The sequence below is a fragment of the Mycobacterium sp. 852002-30065_SCH5024008 genome (genome assembly GCF_001665645.1).
GTDB classification, from domain to species: domain Bacteria; phylum Actinomycetota; class Actinomycetes; order Mycobacteriales; family Mycobacteriaceae; genus Mycobacterium; species Mycobacterium paraffinicum.
Genome location: NZ_LZSZ01000056.1, coordinates 82605 through 103090 on the forward strand (window position 1 = coordinate 82605; position 20486 = coordinate 103090).

Annotated in this window: 12 protein-coding genes; 10 read left to right on the forward strand and 2 right to left on the reverse strand. The window is 67.8% G+C overall.

The window, feature by feature from the left end:
- The first annotated feature begins 32 nt into the window (after window positions 1–32).
- From A5781_RS06035 to A5781_RS06050, 4 genes are read left to right on the forward strand one after another with little or no spacing between them, the layout of a single operon-like run.
- Entirely contained in the window at window positions 33–1424 is a 1392-nt protein-coding gene (locus tag A5781_RS06035; RefSeq protein WP_067202643.1) for an FAD-binding oxidoreductase, read from the forward strand.
- A gap of 10 nt (window positions 1425–1434) precedes the next feature.
- Window positions 1435–2199 carry a decaprenylphospho-beta-D-erythro-pentofuranosid-2-ulose 2-reductase gene (locus tag A5781_RS06040; RefSeq protein WP_067202646.1) on the forward strand — a complete coding sequence of 255 codons (765 nt, stop codon included), beginning with the start codon at window positions 1435–1437 and terminating at the stop codon, window positions 2197–2199.
- Between the two features lie 2 nt (window positions 2200–2201).
- Window positions 2202–4082 (forward strand): galactan 5-O-arabinofuranosyltransferase, encoded by a 1881-nt coding sequence (locus A5781_RS06045; RefSeq protein WP_067202649.1) that lies wholly within the window; start codon window positions 2202–2204, stop codon window positions 4080–4082.
- Window positions 4079–7357 carry an arabinosyltransferase domain-containing protein gene (locus A5781_RS06050; protein WP_067202651.1) on the forward strand — a complete coding sequence of 1093 codons (3279 nt, stop codon included), beginning with the start codon at window positions 4079–4081 and terminating at the stop codon, window positions 7355–7357. The genes A5781_RS06045 and A5781_RS06050 overlap by 4 nt, the downstream gene beginning before the upstream one ends.
- A 2-nt stretch (window positions 7358–7359) precedes the next feature.
- On the opposite strand, the gene A5781_RS06055 is transcribed toward A5781_RS06050, so the two are convergent.
- Together A5781_RS06055 and A5781_RS24845 are read right to left on the reverse strand one after the other, a co-directional pair.
- A complete protein-coding gene (locus A5781_RS06055; RefSeq protein ID WP_156624432.1) occupies window positions 7360–8286 on the reverse strand; it encodes a hypothetical protein in 927 nt (308 codons plus the stop codon).
- Between the two features lie 212 nt (window positions 8287–8498).
- The gene (locus A5781_RS24845) at window positions 8499–9266 is read right to left on the reverse strand and encodes an SH3 domain-containing protein (RefSeq protein ID WP_082939223.1); all 768 of its coding nucleotides are present in this window, start codon (window positions 9264–9266) and stop codon (window positions 8499–8501) included.
- Between the two features lie 373 nt (window positions 9267–9639).
- Here A5781_RS24845 and A5781_RS06060 point away from each other — a divergent pair, with 373 nt between their 5' ends.
- From A5781_RS06060 to A5781_RS06085, 6 genes are all read left to right on the forward strand, one after another.
- A complete protein-coding gene (locus A5781_RS06060; protein WP_067202732.1) occupies window positions 9640–12243 on the forward strand; it encodes a LuxR C-terminal-related transcriptional regulator in 2604 nt (867 codons plus the stop codon).
- A gap of 87 nt (window positions 12244–12330) precedes the next feature.
- On the forward strand, window positions 12331–12657 hold the full coding sequence (locus tag A5781_RS06065; protein WP_067202657.1) for a helix-turn-helix transcriptional regulator: 327 nt from the start codon (window positions 12331–12333) through the stop codon (window positions 12655–12657).
- Window positions 12654–13139 (forward strand): SRPBCC family protein, encoded by a 486-nt coding sequence (locus A5781_RS06070; protein WP_067202661.1) that lies wholly within the window; start codon window positions 12654–12656, stop codon window positions 13137–13139. Before A5781_RS06065 ends, A5781_RS06070 begins: the two co-directional genes overlap by 4 nt.
- Complete coding sequence (locus tag A5781_RS06075) at window positions 13136–13759, forward strand: maleylpyruvate isomerase family mycothiol-dependent enzyme (protein ID WP_067202664.1); 624 nt, start codon at window positions 13136–13138, stop codon at window positions 13757–13759. Before A5781_RS06070 ends, A5781_RS06075 begins: the two co-directional genes overlap by 4 nt.
- Window positions 13760–13826: 67 nt before the next feature.
- Window positions 13827–17153 (forward strand): arabinosyltransferase domain-containing protein, encoded by a 3327-nt coding sequence (locus A5781_RS06080; RefSeq protein ID WP_067202667.1) that lies wholly within the window; start codon window positions 13827–13829, stop codon window positions 17151–17153.
- Window positions 17150–20347, forward strand: coding sequence for an arabinosyltransferase domain-containing protein (locus A5781_RS06085; RefSeq protein WP_067202670.1), 3198 nt, complete (start codon window positions 17150–17152; stop codon window positions 20345–20347). Before A5781_RS06080 ends, A5781_RS06085 begins: the two co-directional genes overlap by 4 nt.
- Window positions 20348–20486 lie beyond the last annotated feature (139 nt).

Sequence of the window (20486 nt, forward strand, 5' to 3'; positions counted from 1 at the left end):
GCCGACGTTCGCAAGCGGTACCCTCTTTGACGATGTTGAGCACCGATGTTCCGACCACCACCACCCGGCTGACCGGCTTTGGCCGCACCGCGCCGTCGGTGGCCGAGGTGCTTTCGACCCGCGACCCCGAGGTGATCGCCAAGGCCGTCGCCCGGGTAGCCGAATCGGGCGGCCCCAACGGCCGGGGCGTCATCGCGCGCGGGCTGGGCCGGTCCTACGGCGACAACGCCCAAAACGGCGGCGGCCTGGTGATCGACATGACGGGCCTCAACCGGATCCACTCGATCAGCGCCGACACCCGGCTGGTCGACGTCGACGCGGGCGTCAGCCTGGACCAGCTGATGAAGGCGGCGCTCCCGTTCGGGCTGTGGGTTCCGGTGCTGCCGGGCACCCGTCAGGTCACCGTCGGCGGCGCGATCGCCTGCGACATCCACGGCAAGAACCATCACAGCGCGGGCAGCTTCGGCAACCACGTGCGCTCGATGGACCTGCTCATGGCCGACGGCAGCGTGCGCACCCTCACCCCCGACGGTGACGACGCCGAGCTGTTCTGGGTCACTGTGGGCGGCAACGGCCTGACCGGGATCGTCCTGCGCGCGACCATCGAGATGACGCCCACCGAGACGGCCTATTTCGTCGCCGACGGGGTGGCCACCAAGGACCTCGACGAAACGGTCGCCGTGCACCTCGACGGCAGCGAGGCCAATTACACCTACTCCAGCGCCTGGTTCGACCTGATCAGTCCACCCCCCAAGCTCGGCCGGGCCGCCGTCAGCCGCGGCAGCCTGGCGAAGCTGGACCAACTGCCCGAGAAGCTTGCCAGGAACCCGCTGAAATTCGATGCGCCACAACTGTTGACGGTGCCGAACGTATTTCCCGTCAGCGCGATGAACAAGCTGTCCTTCATGGCGATCGGCGAGGTGTACTACCGGCTGGGCGGCAACTACACCGGCAAGATCATGAACCTGTCGCAGTTCTACCACATGCTCGACCTGGTCAGTGGTTGGAACAACGCTTACGGCCCAATGGGTTTCGCGCAACACCAGTTCCTCGTCCCACCGGACGCGATGGACGAGTTCAAGGCCATCATCCGCTGGATCCAGACCCGCGGCCACTACTCGGCACTGAACGTGTTCAAACTGTTCGGGCCGGGCAACCGCGCGCCGCTGAGTTTCCCGATGGCCGGCTGGAACGTCGCGATGGACTTCCCCAACAAGCCGGGTATCAACGAGTTCCTCAACGAACTCGATCGGCGCGTACTGGAATTCGGCGGCCGGGTTTACACCGCCAAGGATTCCCGCGCGAGCGCCGAGACCTTCCACGCCATGTACCCGCGCATCGACGAGTGGATCGCGGTGCGCCGCAAGGTGGATCCCGCCGGGGTGTTCGCCTCGGACATGGCCCGACGTTTGGAGTTGTTGTAATGGTGCGCCAATGGTTTTAGATGCCGTGGGAAATCCGCAGACCATCCTGCTGCTCGGCGGGACCTCCGAGATCGGGCTGGCCATCTGTGAGCGCTACCTGCAGAACGCGCATGCCCGCATCGTGCTGGCCGCCATGCCCGATGACCCGGGCCGCGACGCCGCCGTCGCCCAGATGAAGGCGGCGGGCGCGCGGTCGGTGGAGATGATCGACTTCGAAGCCACCGACCCCGACAGTCATCCGAAGACGATCGAGGCGGCCTTCGCCCACGGTGACGTCGACGTGGCGATCGTCGCCTTCGGCATACTCGGTGACGCCGAAGAGCTGTGGCAGGACCAGCGCAAGGCCGTCTTGGCCGCCGAAATCAATTACACCGCCGCCGTTTCAGTGGGTGTATTGCTCGGCGAGAAGATGCGCGCTCAGGGCTTCGGCCAGATCATCGCGATGAGCTCGGCCGCCGGGGAGCGGGTGCGGCGATCCAACTTCGTCTACGGCTCCACCAAGGCGGGGTTGGACGGCTTCTATCTGGGGCTCGGAGAAGCGTTGTGCGAGTATGGCGTTCGCGTCCTGGTTATCCGCCCGGGTCAGGTTCGTACCCGGATGAGCGCGCACGTCAAGGAAGCGCCGCTGACCGTGGACAAGGAGTATGTCGCCAACCTCGCCGTGACCGCCGCCGCAAAAGGTAAGGAATTGGTTTGGGCGCCAGCAGCATTCCGCTACGTGATGATGGTGTTGCGACACATCCCGCGGAGCGTCTTCCGCAAGCTGCCAATCTGATCATGCGCAACGCGCTGGCCAGCCTGGGCCAGATGGCGGTCGCGGTGGCGGTGGCCGTCGCGGTCGCGGTGGTCTCGCTGGCCGCCATCTCCCGCGTGCAGTGGCCGGCCTTCCCGTCGTCCAACCAGCTGCACGCGCTGACCACCGTGGGGCAGGTCGGCTGCCTGGCCGGTCTGGTCGCCGTGGGCTGGGCATGGGGGCGCTCCGGCAGGTTTCGGTGGCTCGCGCAGCTGGGCGGGCTGGTGTTCGTGTCCGCGTTCACCGTCGTGACGCTGGGCATGCCGCTGGGCGCGACCAAGCTGTACCTGTTCGGCATCTCCGTCGACCAGCAGTTCCGCACCGAATACCTGACCCGGCTCGCCGACAGCCCCACCCTGCGCGATATGACCTACATCGGGCTGCCGCCGTTCTACCCCCCGGGCTGGTTCTGGATCGGCGGGCGCGCCGCGGCGCTGAGCGGAACACCGGCCTGGGAGGTCTACAAGCCGTGGGCCGTCACCTCGATCACGATCGCGGTGGCCGTCGCCCTGGTGCTGTGGTGGCGGATGGTCCGCTTCGAGTACGCGCTGATCGTCACCACCGCGACGGCGGCGGCGACGCTCGCCTACGGCTCGCCCGAGCCCTACGCGGCCATGATCACCGTGCTGCTGCCGCCGGTGCTGGTGCTGACCTGGTCGGGTCTGCGCGGCGGCGAGCGCAACGGCGGCTGGGCCGCCGTGGTTGGTGCGGGCCTATTCCTCGGCTGGACGGCCACCTGGTACTCGCTGCTGCTGGCCTTCAGCGCGTTCACGGTGTTGCTCATGGCGCTACTGCTGGCCGGTGCGCGCTGGCGGCGCGGCGGCTTCGGGGCCGCGCTCGACCCGCTGCGCCGGCTGGCCCTCATCGCGGTCATCGCCGCGGCGATCGCGAGCACCACCTGGCTGCCGTTCCTGTTGCGGGCGGTCCGCAGCCCGGTCAGCAATTCCGGCAGCGCCTTTCACTACCTACCGGCCGACGGCGCCGTGCTGACCTTCCCCATGCTGCAGTTCTCCCTGCTCGGCGCGGTCTGCCTGCTGGGCGCGCTCTGGTTGGTGGTGCGGGCCGGTTCCTCGGTGCGGGCGGGGGCCCTGGCCATCGGGGTGCTGGCGGTCTATTTGTGGTCGCTGCTGTCGATGCTGACCACGCTGGCGCGCACCACGCTGCTGTCCTTCCGGCTGCAGCCGACGTTGACCGTGCTGTTGGTGGCCGCCGGGGCGTTCGGCTTCCTCGAGGCCGTCGGGGCGCTGTCCGCGCGCGGGCGGGCCGTCCTGCCCGTCGCCGGCGCCGTGGGCCTGGCCGCCGCGATCGCGTTCAGCCAGGACATCCCCGACGTGCTGCGCCCGGATCTCACCATCGCCTACACCGACACCGACGGCAACGGCCAGCGCGGCGACCGCCGGCCGCCGAGTTCGGAGAAGTTCTACCCCGACATCGACCACGCCATCGCGACCGTGACCGGCAGGCCCCGCGACCAGACCGTCGTGATGACCGCCGACTACAGCTTCCTGTCCTTCTATCCCTATTGGGGATTCCAGGGGTTGACGTCGCACTACGCCAACCCGCTCGCGCAGTTCGATCTGCGGGCCGCCCAGATCAACAAGTGGTCCAAGCTCAAGTCGGCCGACGACCTCATCCACGCGCTCGACACCTGCCCCTGGCCACCGCCCACGGTGTTTCTCATGCGCCGCGGCGCGAACGGCAACTACACGCTGCGGCTCGCCGAGGACGTGTATCCCAACCAGCCCAACGTCCGTCGCTACACCGTCGACCTGCGGGCGGCCCTCTTCGACAGCCCGCAGTTCGTCGTGCACAGCGCCGGCCCGTTCGTGGTGGCCATCCGCAAGCCCCCGACAAGCCGCTCATGAGCACCGACACCTCGCCACCCAGCGTCGAAGAACTAGCATCTACCACCGTGACCGACACGGGAGCGAACCACCGGATCACTCGGTTGGTTGCCACCGTCGCCGGGCTGCTCGGGGCCCTGCTGGCCATCGCCACCCCGCTGCTGCCGGTCAACCAGACCACCGCACAGCTCAACTGGCCGCAGAACGGCAACTTCGAGAGTGTCGACGCGCCGCTGATCGGCTATGTCGCCACCGACCTCAACGTGACCGTGCCGTGCCAGGCCGCCGCCGGGCTGGCCGGCCCGGCGAATACGGCGAAGACGGTGCTGTTGTCGACGGTGCCCAAGCAGGCCCCCAAGGCCGTCGACCGCGGGTTGCTCATCCAACGCGCCAACGACTACCTGGTGGTGGTGGTGCGCAACGTCGCGGTGGTGACCGCCCCGATGAACCAGGTGCTCAGCCCCGCCTGCCAGCGGTTGACCTTCACCGCGCACGCCGACCGCGTCACCGCCGAGTTCGTCGGGCTCACCCAGGGACTCAACACCGAGCATCCCGGCTCGCCGCTGCGCGGGGAGAAGAGCGGCTATGACTTCCGGCCCCAAATCGTCGGCGTCTTCACCGATCTGGCGGGGCCGGCACCGCCGGGCCTGAGCTTCTCGGCAACCGTAGACACCCGCTACAGCAGCAGCCCCACCCAGCTCAAGATGGCCGCGATGATCCTCGGGGTCGTCCTGACCGCCGCCGCCCTGGTCGCGCTGCACCGGCTCGACACCGCCTTCGAAACCGCTGGGGCCACCCGGCATCGCCGCTTCCTGCCGTCGCGGTGGTGGTCGGTCGGCGGCCTGGACGCCCTGGTGATCGCCGTGCTGGTGTGGTGGCAGTTCGTCGGGGCCAATACGTCCGACGACGGCTACATCCTGACCATGGCCCGGGTTTCCGAGCACGCCGGCTACATGGCCAACTACTACCGTTGGTTCGGCACGCCGGAGGCCCCCTTCGGCTGGTACTACGACCTGCTGGCGTTGTGGGCCCACGTCAGCACCGCCAGCATCTGGATGCGGTTGCCCACCTTGGCCATGGCGCTGACGTGCTGGTGGGTCATCAGCCGAGAAGTCATGCCGCGCCTGGGTCACGCCGTGAAGCTGAACCGCGGTGCGGCGTGGACGGCCGCCGGCATGTTCCTGGCGGTGTGGCTGCCGCTCAACAACGGCCTGCGGCCCGAGCCGATCATTGCGTTGGGCATCCTGCTGACCTGGTGCTCGGTGGAACGCGCGGTGGCCACCAGCCGCCTGCTGCCGGTGGCGGTCGCCTGCATCATCGGTGCGCTGACGCTGTTTTCCGGGCCGACGGGTATCGCCTCGATCGGTGCGCTGCTCGTCGCGATCGGGCCGCTGCGGACCATCCTGCATCGCCGGTCCAAGCGGTTCGGCGCGCTGCCGCTGGTGGCGCCCCTGTTCGCCGCGGTCACCGTCACCGCCATCCTGATCTTCCGCGACCAGACCCTGGCCGGCGAGGTTCAGGCCAGCATGCTCAAGCGCGCCGTCGGGCCCAGCCTGAGCTGGTTCGACGAACACATCCGCTACGAGCGGCTGTTCATGGCCAGTCCCGACGGGTCGGTCGCCCGCCGCTTCGCCGTGCTGGCGCTGGTTTTGGCGCTCGGGATCACGGTCGCCATGTCGTTGCGCAAGGGCCGGATTCCGGGCACCGCCGCGGGGCCGAGCCGCCGCATCCTCGGGATCACCATCATCTCGTTCATCGCGATGATGTTCACTCCCACCAAGTGGACGCACCACTTCGGGGTGTTCGCCGGGCTGGCCGGGCCGCTGGGCGCGCTGGCCGCGATCGCCGTGACCTCCGTGGCGATGCGGTCCCGGCGCAACCGCACCATGTTCGCCGCCGTCGTGCTGTTCCTGGTGGCCTTGTCCTTCGCCAGCGTCAACGGCTGGTGGTACGTGTCCAACTTCGGTGTGCCATGGTCGAATTCGTTCCCGGCGTGGCACTATGCCTTCGCCACCGCGCTGCTCGGGCTGACCGTCGTGGTGCTGCTGCTGGCGGCCTGGTTCCACTTCGTCTCGCTGAACGACGGGCCGCCCAAGACCCGGTACGGGGCGCGCATGGCCGGAATCGTCCAGTCCCCGTTGGCAATTGCGACGTGGGTGCTGGTGGTGTTCGAGGTTGCGTCGCTGACCCTGGCGATGACCGACCAATACCCCGCGTGGACGGTCGGCCGCTCCAACCTCGAGGCGCTGACCGGCAAATCCTGCGGACTGGCCGAGGACGTGCTGGTGGAACAGGATCCCAACGCCGGCACCCTGTCGCCGGTGAGCGCCACCGCGGGCGACGCCCTGGGCGCGGGACTCTCGGAAGCCTTCACGCCCAACGGGATTCCCGCGGACGTCCGCGCCGACCCGGTGATGGAGCGTCCGGGTGACCGCAGCTTCATCAACGACGACAAGCTGGTCACCGGCGCCGAGGCCGGCACCGAGGGCGGCACCACTCCGGCGCCGGGAATCAACGGTTCGGTTGCCCAGCTGCCCTACAACCTCGATCCGTCGCGCACCCCCGTCCTGGGCAGCTGGCGTCCCGGCATCCAGGTGCCGGCCCACCTCCGATCAGGCTGGTACCGACTGCCCGGCCGCGACCAGGCACGGCCGCTGTTGGTGGTCAGCGCGGCCGGGCGCTTCGACCCCCGCGAGGTCCAGGTCCAGTGGGCCACCGATGACGAAGCGGCGCACGGACACCCCGGTGGGTCGTTCCAGCTCGCCGATGTGGGGGCCTCCCCGGCCTGGCGCAACTTGCGGTTGCCGTTGTCGGCCATCCCCACCGGCGCCACCCAGATCCGGTTGGTCGCCGACGACGAAGACCTGGCGCCGCAGCACTGGATCGCGCTCACACCGCCGCGGATTCCCCAGCTGCGCACGCTGCAGGACGTGGTGGGGTCGCGGGACCCGGTGTTCCTGGACTGGCTGGTCGGGCTGGCGTTCCCCTGCCAGCGGCCGTTCGGCCATCAGAACGGCGTCGACGAGACGCCGAAATGGCGCATCCTGCCGGACCGTTTCGGCGCCGAGGCCAATTCGCCGGTGATGGACAACAACGGCGGCGGACCGCTCGGCGTCACCGAGCTGCTGGTAAAGGCGACCACCATGGCCACCTACCTGAAGGACGACTGGTCGCGCGACTGGGGCTCGCTGCAACGGCTGACGCCCTACTACCCCAACGCCCAGCCCGCCGAACTCCAGCTGGGAACGGCCACGCGCAGCGGCCTGTGGAACCCCGCGCCGCTGCGCAAGACCTGAAACTAGGTGATCGTGACGTTCAGTTGCTGGGACTTCTGGAGGAATTGGGCCGCGGGATCAGAAGAGTTGATGTTCGCGACTAGTTGACCCGCGCCGGGCGCAGATCCCTGCCCTTGCACCGTGATGTTCGCCGTCGCCTTTGCGCCGAATTGTCCGACGGTGCAATGCACTGATGAGGTGCCGCCGGCATAGTTGTTGACGGCGCAGTCAAACCCGCCGGACGCATTGACCGGGCCGGTCTGCCGCAGTTTGCCGTTGAAGCTGATGAACAACTCGACCGGCGCGCCAAGATCCCCCGGATTGCTGATGGTGACGGTGTAGGTTCCGCTCGCGCCGGTCTTCAAGGTTGTTGGGCCCGTGGGGTTGACAGCTAGGCGGGCGGTAGCGGCGGCCGCAGGCGGAGGCGGTGGCGCCGCCGGAGCGGCCGGGCCTGAAGAGCCCGCCGCGGGTGCCGCGGGGGTGGTGCACACGAGCGCAACCGTGGAGTCCCAGTGCGAGTGGTCGTTTGCCAACTCGTCATGGGTTTCCCCGTGCGCGAAGCCATCGGCGCCCACGGTGCCCTGATAGCGTCCCTTCGACATCAGCGGCGCATCATCGGGTGCTCCCCTGCCGCGCCACGGTATGGTGAAGTCGATTTGGTTACCGGTGATGCCGCCAGTGACGGGGCCGTGATACTCGCCGCTATTGGCTTCAGCCAGTGCTCCGTTGGCGCGTGGTCCGGTCGCGGTGAAGCTCACCGTCTGTCCGTAAATAGTCTGTTTGAGCGCAAAGTGTCCGGGAAAGCCCCACTGGCTGCACGCGGGCGGCCCCAGCGGAAACATCGGGCGGCCTTGCGCGGGTGGTGAGATCGTCAGAGACAACCCCACGGCGCTGACCGCGGTTGCCGCGGCGAGCCACTGGGATCTGTTCACCATGGTGACGTACGACATCGGAAGCCCTTCCACCTCAACATTATTCGGCAAGGAAGCGATTTGCTCGGTAGGTGGAGAGTTTCGGACCCGCCGACCTCCGACGTTAGAGCCGTGCGGGCCGGCAACCTAGAGTAATTGGATACTCTAATTCCGTTGGCGGCGAGGACAGCTCGAAGCGCACTGCCGCTCGGCATGACAATTCGGGTGGATTCGCTCTTGAATCGCTCTGCTCAAAACTGGAGAAATTGGTCCCAAACCCAGCCATTACCGGCTGGCAGTTCTGGAATCACGACATCACACCAGTCATTCGGTTTGCAGCTTCCCACCAGCTTGACCTGGCGGCCACTGCGCAGGATCCCGATCTTCTTTCCATTGCCACCGGGAGCATCGTAGACATCCACATCGCTGCGCACTGTTGCCATTGGCGCCCCCGGGGGGGCGAGGGGCGGGACCGAGCGTCGATTCGGGACCTCTGTCGCCGGCTCTGACAGACGAGGATTTGGTGGTGGCGCGGCAACCGGTGGGGGTGCCGCGGGCGTGACGCACACGAGCGGGACAGTGGAATCCCAGTGCCCGGAGGCGCCACCCGACTCGTCGTGGGTGTCGCCGTGCGCGAAGCCGTCGTTACCCACGAGGCCTGTATAGCGTCCCTGCGACGGCCATGACTGATTTGCGTAAATTATCCCCCACTCTATGAGGAAGTTGACTTTGTCACCCTGGATGCCGCCGGTAACGTTGCCGTCAAACGCACCGTTGACGCCGCCCGTGGCGTGCGCCGTTCCGCCTGCCACCGGCCCCGTGGAGTTGAAGCGCACCGTGTCCCCGGTGGATTGCTTGAGTGAAAAGGCGCCAGGAAAGCCCCACTGGCTGCAGGCCGGGGCAAGGGGGACCGTCGGACGCGAATGCGCGGGCGGTGAGAACGTGAACCACCCCAGCGCGGTTATCGCCGTTGCGGCGGCGAACAACTGGAATCTGTTCACCACGATGACGTGCGACATCGGAAACCCTTCCACCTCAACACCATTCGATATGGGATGCGCAATTCGGCAGGGGCAGAGAATCGGGCCCGCCGGCCTCTGACGTTAGAAGGCGTGCACGCGGGCGACCTAGAGTAATCGAACACTCTAATTTCGGTCGGCCCCAATTGACCGTCGCGCCGGAGGGTCAATACCGGCGCACGATGTGATCACCGGTCCGTTGCCGTACTCATTCTCTCTTGCGGCGAACGCCCCTGGTGGCGGGTCTCGTTTGATCACCACGCGGCTCCGGCCGGGGTAAAGTCAGGCCTCGCGGTAGCTAGCGGTCGGTTCCCGGTCCGGGAGAGGGGGACGACTGGTGTTGAATTGGCCATTCGTCGGCCGTGCCGAAGAGTTGCAGCGCGCATTGGACGTGCTTCAGACGCATTCTGAGTATCGCGGTGTTGTACTCATTGGTGGAGCGGGAGTGGGCAAGACAGCACTGGCCCATTTTCTGGCGGACGAGCTGAAATCCACTGGGCTGCATGAGCGATTCGTGCTCGGTACGAACACGGCGCGCGCTATCCCGTTGGCGGCTTTCGAGCGCTGGGTACCCGTGGCCGAAGCCCACGAGCCGGCGGTATTGCTGGCGGGCGCACACCGGGCGTTAGCGCGGGAGGAAGATCTGCTGATGGTCGTCGACGACGCCCATTTGCTTGATCGGTTGTCGGCGTTGCTGGTTCATCAAGTCGCCGCGAGTGGCATCGCAAAGATGGTTGTGACCATTCGATCCGGTCCCGAGATTCCCGACGCGGTGACAGCTCTGTGGAAAGAGCAGCACCTGATCCGCATCGACATCGAGCCGTTTACGCGCGCCCAGACTGGGGAGCTTGTCCGCACGGTGCTCGATGGAGTGATTTCAGACGCCGTGATCGACCAGCTGCATGAGCTCTCCGCCGGGATTGCGTTGGTACTGCGCGGTCTGCTGACCGCTGCGGTAGAAACTGGCAATCTGATTCAGCGTGGCGGGAAGTGGTACCTAAAGGGCCCGCTGCAGGTCGGAACGGACCTCAACGACCTCTTGGAGGCTCAGCTTCAAACCATGGCCGCTGACGAGTACGAGGTGGTCGAAGTCGTTGCCGCGGCCGAGGTGCTGGACTGGGGCATATTGCGGCAGTTGTGCGATACGGACGCAGTTGCTCGCGCGGAGCGCCGGGGAGCGATTCAGTTGGTCGCCGACGGATCGCACACGATTGCCCGACTCGCCCACCCGGTGTTGCGCGACGTGGTCATCAAACGCGGCGGCGTGGCGCGATCACGACATATCAACACCGCGCTGGTCGCGCACCTGTCGGAGGCTCTCCAGCGGGAGGGGTCACCGGGTGCGCGCGGTGCCCCAGTCGACGTCTGCGCCGAGATTCAGCTGGCGCGGTTGATGATTTGCAGCGATTTGACTCCCGACCTACATGTCATCACTCATGCCGCGGCGAGCGCGGTTACCATGTCGAATGTAATTCTGGGAGAACAGCTTGCGCTGTTTGCCTACGCGCACGGTGGGGGCCTGACCGCGGCGGTCGTTTTGGCGGAGGCGATGAGCTGGCAGGGCCGCGGTGACGAGGCAGAGTCGCTGCTCGCGACGTTCGATCCCGATGGCAGCGACGCGCTGGCAACGGTGCGTTGGGGTTGTACGAGAGCCGCCAACCTCTACTGGGCATGCGGGGACGTCGACGCGGCGCGGTCCGCGTTGAGCGTGGTTCGCGACCGCGTCGCGTCGCCGGCCATGCTCGGTTTGGTGACGGCGATGGAAGTATCTTTCGACTTCTTCGCCGGTCAGCTGACCCAGACGATCTCGGTGGGTTCGGCGGCGTGCGCGGCGCCGAACCAGGTCCCGTTGGCGATGGTATGGGTCGCGTCAGCCACCGCCGGCGCCTTGGCGCTGCGCGGCCGATTCAGGGAGGTGCCCGCCATCGCCCAGCGAGGTTTAGCCGCCGCGCAAAAATGTGAGTCCGGGCTACAGCGCTTCGCCATCGGCTTGGCAGAGGTGTTGGCGCTTACTGCCGCCGGAGACTTCGTTGCGGCCGACCAGGTTTGTGTCCGCTACCGCAAAATGACAGCCGGTGAAGCGCAAGCCAATTCGATCGTGGACGCCATGGCTGGGTGCGTCGATCTTGGCCGCGGCGCCTTGACCAAAGCGTGCGACCGACTGCACAGCGCGCTGTCGGTGATGGTCGAGTCGCTCCCGCGGGGTTGGGTCATGCTGGCCGCCGCCTGGCATGCCCAGGCCGAAGCAGCCCGCGGAAACACCGCCGCGGCGGCAGCGGCATTGGGCCAGGCCGAAGCCTCTGCCGGCCCCCAGGTGGCCGTGTTCTGGCCGGAACTTGAACTGGCGCGAGCATGGGAACGTGCCGCGGTTGGTGAAACCACCGTTGCCCGAACGCATGCGCAGCGGGCCGCGCAGTTGGCGCGCCGTGCCGAGATGCTGCCCGTCGAGGTGCGCGCGCTGCACACGGCGGTGCGATTCGGCGACCGTTCCGCATCCGCGCGACTTCGCGAACTCGCCGACCTGCTGGGCAATCCGATGGCTGAGATTGTCGCGACGCATGGCCGCGGTCTAGCCAACCACGACGGTGATCTCCTCGATGATGCCGCCGGGCGCTTCGAGAAGCTCGGAGCGATGGCGTTGGCCGCCGACGCCGCGGCCCACGCAGCTCGTGAACACGCTCGCGCCAACAGTCGGATCAAGGAATTAGAGTCCTCCACGCATGCCCATTGGTGCGCCAGCCAGTGCGGGCTGCACACGCCAGCCACCGCCGCCGTCGAACGGCCGCTTCCCATCACCGACCGAGAACGCGAGGTCGCCACACTGGTCGCCGCGGGCCTGTCCAGCCGCCAAATCGGCGAACGGCTCCACGTGTCCGCGCGCACCGTAGAGGGACACCTCTACCGCATCTTCACCAAACTCGGCATCGCGGATCGCGACGAACTCGCCCATCTGCTACGCACTCGTGCCACCAATTGATGCCGGAACTTCTGGCCATTTGCGAAACCTCGGTACGAAGCGCTCGCCATTGATCACCCGTCATCCGTAAGTCTATACTTACCGTTTGTGGCCACTTACCAACGCGGTGACGTGTGGCTGGCCCTGGCCGACGGGACGAGGCGGGCCATCGTGGAACGGCTGGCGCAGCACGGCCCCTCGGCTGTCGGCGAATTGGCTCGCGACCTGCCCGTCAGCAGGCCGGCGGTGTCACAACATCTCAAAGTGCTCAAGTCTGCGGGACTGGTGCGTGACCGCGCCGCCGGCACCCGTCGCGTCTACCAACTCGACCCGACGGGCCTGCAGGCATTGCGCGCCGATCTCGACCGGTTCTGGATGCAGGCGCTGGCCGGCTACGCCCAGAGGATCGACGAGAGTAAAGGAGAATCCCTGTGACGCAACGGGTTCCGAACGTTACGCAGCATGTCTTGGTCAACGCCCCCATCGAGCGGGCATTCGCCGTCTTCACCGAGCAATTCGGCGACTTCAAACCCCGGGAGCACAACCTGCTGGCGGTCCCGATCGCCGAGACGGTCTTCGAGCGCCGGGTGGGCGGGCACATCTACGACCGCGGTGTCGACGGCAGCGTGTGCCGCTGGGCGCGGGTCTTGGCCTACGAGCCACCCCGCCGCCTCGTGTTCACCTGGGATATCGGCCCCACCTGGCGACTGGAACCCGACCAGTCGAATACCAGTGAGGTCGAGGTGCGCTTCACCGCCGAGTCCGACGACCACACCCGGGTCGATCTCGAGCATCGCCACCTGGACCGCCACGGACCCGGATGGGAATCCGTCGCCGAGGGCGTCGACGGTGACGCGGGCTGGCCGCTGTACCTGGACCGCTATGCCCGCCTGCTGCTCGCGGGGGCCCCGCAATGACGGCCACCCTGATGAGCATGGCCCACGACGAGCGGGCCGACCTGGCGGATTTCCTGTCCACCCTGACGCCGCAGCAATGGGACGCCCCCAGCCTGTGCTCGAAGTGGACCGTGAAAGACGTTGTCGCGCATGTGGTCAGCTACGAAGAGCTCGGCCCGCTGGGGCTGCTGAAGCGCTTCGCCAAGGGCTGGGTCGTCCGGGCCAACCAGGTGGGTGTCGACGAATTCGCCGACCTGAGTGCCCGACAACTGCTCGACTTTCTGCGCGCTCATCTCCAACCACGCGGGCTGACAGCAGGTTTCGGCGGAATGATCGCGCTCGTCGACGGCACCATCCATCACCAAGACATCCGCCGCGCGCTGGGCCGGCCGCGCAGCGTTCCTGCCGATCGGCTCGAGCGGGTCCTCGGCCTGGTGCCGGGCAACCCCAGGCTCGGCGCCGGCCGCCGGATCAGGGGCCTGCGCCTGCGCGCCACCGACGTCGACTGGGAACACGGCCACGGGCCGGAAGTCGCCGGGCCCGGTGAGGCGCTGCTGATGGCGATGTCCGGCCGCCCCGCGGCGCTCGCCGACCTCGCCGGCCCGGGCCTGGACACACTGGCCACCCGACTCCCCCGCTGAGGTCGCGCGGCCCCGCGCGGCCCCGCGTCCTCAGCGGACAAAGCAGCTTCGCTTACGATCGAGCCTCGTGCCCCACGACGATGATCAGCGTTCGCAGCGGATCCCTCGCTTGGTGGCAGTCGTCGCGGGCCTCGTGGGTCTGCTGTTGTGCGTGCTGGTCCCGTTGCTCCCGGTGAAACAGACCACCGCGACGGTGCTGTGGCCGCAGGGCACCGAGGACGGCCACGTCACCCAGATCACCGCGCCCCTGGTGTCCGGGGCGCCGCGCGCGCTGGACATCTCCATCCCGTGCGCGGCGATCGCCACCCTGCCCGCCGGCGGCGGCCTGGTGGTCTCCACCCTCCCCGCCGGCGGGATGGACGCCGGCAAGAACGGGCTGTTCGTGCGCGCGGACAAGGACCTGGTGGTCGTGGCCTTCCGCGACACCGTGGCCGCGGCGGCGCCGCGCCCGGCGGTCGCCGGCGGGGCCTGCAGCGTGCTGCACGCCTGGGCCGACGCGGGCGCCGCGGGCGCGGAGTTCGTCGGCATGCCCGGCGCCTCCGGGATACTGCCCTCGGAAAAGAAGCCTCAGGTCGGCGGGATCTTCACGGACCTGAAGGTGCTCGCCCAGCCCGGGCTGTCGGCCCGCGTCGACATCGACACCCGGTTCATCACGGCCCCGACCGCCCTCAAACAGCTCGCCATGGGCGTGGGCGCGCTGGCCGTCCTGACGGCCGTCATCGCGCTGGCCGCGCTCGACCGCCGCAGTCGGGGCGGCGGCACGCTGGTCAACTGGCGGTCCCCGATCGCCTGGCTCTCCCGGTACCGTCCCCGTGCGCGCTGGAATTCCTGGCGGCGCGTCGGCATCGCCACCTGGATCGCCGACGCCGGAGTGATCGCGACGCTGCTGCTCTGGCACGTCATCGGGGCCACCTCGTCCGACGACGGCTACAACCTGACCATCGCCCGCGTCGCCCCGAAGGCCGGCTACATCGCCGACTACTACCGCTACTTCGGCACGACTGACGCACCGTTCGACTGGTACCTGGGCCTGCTGTCCAGGCTGGCGTCGGTGAGCACCGCCGGCGTGTGGATGCGGCTGCCGGCCACGCTGGCCGGCATGGCCTGCTGGCTGGTGATCAGCCACTTGATCCTGCGCAGGCTGGGGCCCGGCCGGGGCGGCCTGGCGGCCAACCGGGTGGCCGTCTTCACCGCGGGCGCGGTGTTTCTGGCCGCCTGGCTGCCGTTCAACAACGGTCTGCGGCCCGAGCCGCTGATCGCCCTCGGCGTGCTGATCACCTGGATCCTGGTCGAACGCGCGATTGCGCTGCAGCACCTGGCCCCGGCCGCCGTCGCCATCTTCGTCGCGCTGCTCACCGCGACGCTGGCGCCGCAGGGACTGATCGCCGTCGCGGCGCTGCTGACCGGGGCGCGGGCCGTCGCCCAGACGATACGGCGGCGCCGGGCGACCGACGGGCTGCTCGCTCCGCTGGCGGTGCTGGGGGCGTCGCTGTCGCTGATCACCGTCGTGGTGTTCCGCAGTCAGACGCTGGCGACCGTCGCCGAGTCTGCACGCATCAAATACAAGGTCGGGCCGACCATCGCCTGGTACCAGGACTGGCTTCGCTACTACTTCCTCACGGTGGAGTCCAACCCCGACGGCTCGATGGCGAGGCGATTCGCGGTCCTGGTGCTGTTGCTGTGCCTGTTCGGGATGCTGGTCATCCTGCTGCGCCGGGGCGGGGTGCCCGGGGTGGCCAGCGGCCCGGCCTGGCGGTTGATCGGCACCACGGCCGTCGGCCTGTTGCTGTTGACGTTCACCCCGACGAAGTGGGCGGTCCAGTTCGGCGCCTTCGCCGGACTGGCCGGGGCGCTGGGCGCGGTCACCGCGTTCGCCCTGGCACGGATCGGCCTGCACAACCGCCGCAACCTGACGCTGTACGTCACGGCCCTGCTGTTCGTGCTGGCGGTCGCGACCTCCGGCATCAACGGCTGGTTCTACGTCGGCAACTACGGGGTGCCGTGGTACGACATCCAGCCGGTCGTCGCCAGCCACCCCGTGACGTCGATGTTCTTGACGCTGTCCATCCTCACCGGCCTGCTGGCCGCCTGGCAGCACTTCCGCATGGACTACGCCGGGCACACCGAGGTCAAGGACAGCCGGCGCAACCGGGTGCTGGCGTCGACCCCGCTGCTGGTGGTCGCGACCATCATGGTGGTCGGCGAAGTCGCCTCGCTGACCAAGGGCGCGGTGTTTCGCTACCCCCTCTACACCACCGGCAAGGCCAACCTGGCCGCCATCAGTTCGGGGCTGTCGCCCGCCAGCTGCGCGATGGCCGACGCCGTGCTGACCGAGCCCGACCCCAACGCCGGCATGCTGCAGCCGGCGCCCGGGCAGACCTTCGGCCCGGACGGCCCGCTCGGCGGCGCCAACCCGGTCGGCTTCAAACCCGACGGCGTCGGCGATGACCTGAGGTCCTACCCGGTGGTCACCAAGCCGGGAGTGGTGAATTCCGACGCGTCACCGAACAAGCCGAACGCCGCCATGAGTGACTCCGCGGGCACCGCCGGCGGGAAGGGTCCCGCCGGTGTCAACGGCTCGCACGCGGCGCTGCCGTTCGGCCTCGACCCGGCCCGCACCCCGGTGATGGGCAGCTACGGCGAGAACTCGCTGGCCGCCACCGCGACCTCGGCCTGGTACCAGCTGCCTCCACGCACCCCGGACCGCCCGATCGTCGTGGTTTCGGCGTCGGGTGCCATCTGGTCGTACAAGGAAGACGGCACCTTCACCTACGGGCAGTCGCTGAAGTTGCAGTGGGGCGTCGCCCGCCCCGACGGCAGCACCCAGCCGCTCGCGGAGGTGCAGCCGATCGACATCGGGCCCGAGCCGGCGTGGCGCAATCTGCGGTTCCCGCTGACCTGGGCGCCGCCCGAGGCGAACGTGGCGCGCATCGTCGCCTACGACCCGAACCTGAGTTCGGATCAGTGGTTCGCGTTCACGCCGCCGCGGGTCCCGGTGCTGCGGACCCTGCAGCAATTGATGGGATCGCGGACACCGGTGCTGATGGACATCGCGACCGCCGCGAACTTCCCGTGCCAGCGGCCGTTCTCCGAACACCTCGGCGTTGCCGAACTCCCGCAGTACCGCATCCTGCCCGACCACAAACAAACGGCGTCGTCGTCGAACGGGTGGCAGGCCGGTGAGGCCGGCGGGCCGTTCCTGTTCCTGCAGACCATGCTGCGCACCTCGACGGTCGCGACGTATCTGCGGGGCGACTGGTACCGGGACTGGGGATCCGTGGAGCAGTACGTCCGGTTGGTGCCGGCTGATCAGGCGCCGGACGCCGTTATCGAACAGGGTGTGATGACAGTGCACGGCTGGAGCCGGCAGGGACCGATTCGGGCACTCCCATGACCGTCACGACCGTCAAGAACGTGCGGGTGACGCGCTGGGTGGCGACCATCGCCGGCCTGGTCGGCTTCGTGTTGTCGGTTGCCACCCCGCTGTTGCCCGTCGTGCAGACCACCGCGACCCTGAATTGGCCACAGAGCGGTCAACTGAATAGCGTTACCGCCCCGCTGATTTCGCTCACCCCGGTCGACGTGACGGCAACCGTGCCCTGTTCTGCCGTGCGTGCCCTGCCACCGGAGGGCGGAGTGGTGCTGAGTACGGCACCCAAAAAGGGCAAGGACGCCGCGCTGAACGCGTTGTTCGTTGTCGTCAACGGCAAGCGCGTGGACGTCACCGACCGCAATGTGGTGATCGCCAGCGCGCCCCGTGACCAGGTCGCGTCCCCGCAATGTCAGCGCATCGAGATCACCTCGACAAAAGCCGGCGCCTTCGCCACCTTCGTCGGACTGAATGACCCGGCGGGCAAACCCATCAGCGGCGGTTTCCCCGACCCGAACCTGCGGCCACAGATCGTGGGGGTGTTCACCGACCTGACCGGCCCCGCGCCACCGGATCTGAAGCTGTCGGCCACCATCGACACCCGGTTCTCCACCACCCCAACGACTTTGAAGCTGGTCGCGATGGTGGTGGCGATCGTGTCCACTATCGTTGCGCTGATCGCGCTATGGCGCCTCGACCAGCTGGACGGTCACCGGATGCGCCGGCTCATCCCCGCGAACTGGCGCACCTTCACCCTGGCTGACGTCACGGTGATCTCAGGTTTCGTGCTCTGGCACGTGATCGGGGCCAACTCGTCCGACGACGGCTACATCCTTGGGATGGCCCGGGTCGCGGACCATGCGGGCTACATGTCGAACTACTTCCGCTGGTTCGGCAGTCCGGAGGACCCCTTCGGCTGGTACTACAACCTGCTGGCGCTGATGACCCACGTCAGCGATGCCAGCCTGTGGATGCGGTTGCCGGATCTGATCGCGGGAATCGTGTGCTGGCTGCTGCTTTCGCGTGAGGTGCTGCCCCGGCTGGGGCCCGCGGTCGCCCGCAGCAAGGCGGCGAACTGGGCGGCGGGCATGGTCCTGCTGACCGCATGGATGCCGTTTGACAACGGTTTGCGACCCGAGCCGATCATCGCCGTCGGGTCGCTGATCACCTATGTGCTGATCGAGCGCTCCATGCGCTACAGCCGGCTGACGCCGGCGGCGTTGGCGGTCGTCACCGCGGCCTTCACGCTCGGCGTCCAGCCCACCGGCCTGATCGCGGTGGCCGCGCTGATCGCCGGTGGACGCCCGATCCTGCGCATTCTGGTCCGCCGCCATCGGCTGGTCGGCACCTGGCCGCTGGTGGCGCCCATGCTGGCCGCCGGCACGGTCATCCTGACCGTGGTGTTCGCCGACCAGACGCTGTCAACGGTGTTGGAAGCCACCAGGATTCGCACCGACATCGGGCCCAGCCAGGCCTGGTACACCGAGAACCTGCGCTACTACTACCTGATTCTGCCCACCGTCGACGGATCGCTCTCGCGCCGCTTCGGCTTCCTGATCACCGCGCTGTGCTTGTTCACGGCCGTGTTCATCATGTTGCGGCGCAAGCGAGTTCCCGGTGTGGCCCGCGGGCCGGCGTGGCGGCTGATGGGCGTCATCTTCGGCACCATGTTCTTCCTGATGTTCACGCCCACCAAGTGGGTGCACCACTTCGGGCTGTTCGCGGCGGTGGGCGCCGCGATGGCCGCGCTGACGACGGTGCTGGTGTCGCATGAGGTGCTGCGCTGGTCGCGCAACCGGATGGCCTTCCTGGCGGCGGTGCTTTTCATTTTGGCGCTGTGCTTTGCCACCACCAACGGCTGGTGGTACGTCTCCAGCTATGGCGTGCCGTTCAACAGCAGCATGCCGAAAATCGGCGGAATCACGATCAGCACAATCTTTTTCGCATTATTCGCAATCGCCGCCCTATGGGCGATGTACCTGCACTTCGCATCCAGGAGCCGCGGGGAGGGACGGTTGGCGCGGCTGGTGACGGCGGCGCCCATCCCCGTCGCAGCGGGATTCATGGCGGTGGTGTTCGTCGCGTCGATGACGGCCGGCATCGTGCGCCAGTACCCCACCTACTCCAACGCCTGGGACAACTTGCGGGAATTCAGCGGCGGTTGCGGGCTGGCCGACGACGTGCTCGTCGAGCCGGACAGCAACGCCGGCTTCATGGCTGCCCTGCCCGACAATTACGGCCCGCTGGGCCCGCTGGGTGGTGTCAACCCGACCGGGTTCACCCCCAACGGGGTACCGGATCGCACGCTCGCGGAGTCGGTCAAGGAGACGTCGGTGCCGCAGCCCGGAACCGACTACGACTGGGATGCGCCGACCAAGCTGAGCACGCCGGGCATCAACGGGTCGACGGTGCCGCTGCCGTACGGCCTCAACCCCGATCAGGTCCCGCTGGCGGGCAGCTACACCAGCGGCGCGCAACAGCAGAGCAAGCTGACCTCGGCGTGGTACCAGCTGCCGAAGCCCGACGCCGGACACCCGCTGGTGGTGGTGACCGCCGCCGGCACGATTGCCGGCAACAGCATCCTGCACCACCACACCAACGGGCAGACCGTGGAATTGGAATTCGGCAAGCCCGGTCCCGGCGGCGCCGTGCTTCCGGCCGGGCGCCTGGTGCCTTACGACCTGTACGGCGAGCAACCCAAGGTATGGCGGAACCTGCGCTTCGCGCGCTCCCAGATGCCCGCCGACGCCGTCGCGGTGCGGGTGGTTGCCGAGGACCTGTCCCTCACGCCGGACGACTGGATCGCCCTGACCCCGCCGCGCGTGCCGGAGCTGCGCTCGTTGCAGGAGTACATCGGCTCGACGCAGCCGGTGCTGATGGACTGGGCGGTCGGACTGGCCTTCCCTTGCCAGCAGCCGATGCTGCACGTCAACGGCGTCACCGAGATCCCCAAGTTCCGGATCACTCCGGACTACAACGCCAAGAAGCAGGACACCGACACCTGGCAGGACGGGGTCAACGGCGGTCTGCTGGGGATCACCGATCTGCTACTGCGTGCTCATGTGATGTCGACCTACCTGTCCCACGACTGGGGCCGCGACTGGGGATCGCTGCGCAAACTCGACACCATCGCCGATGCCCAACCTGCACGGCTCGATCTCGGCACCGCGACCCGCAGCGGGTGGTGGTCCCCCGGGCCGATCCGCATTAAGCCTTAACCGCTTTATAAAGGCTTCGCCTTTAATTGGTCAGCCGCCAAATAGCTGCCCAAATTAACGGTCGAGTAATTGTCCGCAATGGGTTTAATTTCGCCGATTTCGGGTCAATACTTATTCCGCTGTGATCCACTTCACGCGG

Excerpts from the sequence above, each read along its gene's own strand:
- A5781_RS06035 (WP_067202643.1), top strand. The coding sequence starts at position 33 with ATGTTGAGCACCGATGTTCCGACCACCACCACCCGGCTGACCGGCTTT.
- A5781_RS06040 (WP_067202646.1), top strand. The coding sequence starts at position 1,435 with ATGGTTTTAGATGCCGTGGGAAATCCGCAGACCATCCTGCTGCTCGGC.
- A5781_RS06045 (WP_067202649.1), top strand. The coding sequence starts at position 2,202 with ATGCGCAACGCGCTGGCCAGCCTGGGCCAGATGGCGGTCGCGGTGGCG.
- A5781_RS06050 (WP_067202651.1), top strand. The coding sequence starts at position 4,079 with ATGAGCACCGACACCTCGCCACCCAGCGTCGAAGAACTAGCATCTACC.
- A5781_RS06055 (WP_156624432.1), bottom strand. The coding sequence starts at position 8,286 with ATGTCGTACGTCACCATGGTGAACAGATCCCAGTGGCTCGCCGCGGCA.
- A5781_RS24845 (WP_082939223.1), bottom strand. The coding sequence starts at position 9,266 with ATGTCGCACGTCATCGTGGTGAACAGATTCCAGTTGTTCGCCGCCGCA.
- A5781_RS06075 (WP_067202664.1), top strand. The coding sequence starts at position 13,136 with ATGACGGCCACCCTGATGAGCATGGCCCACGACGAGCGGGCCGACCTG.
- A5781_RS06085 (WP_067202670.1), top strand. The coding sequence starts at position 17,150 with ATGACCGTCACGACCGTCAAGAACGTGCGGGTGACGCGCTGGGTGGCG.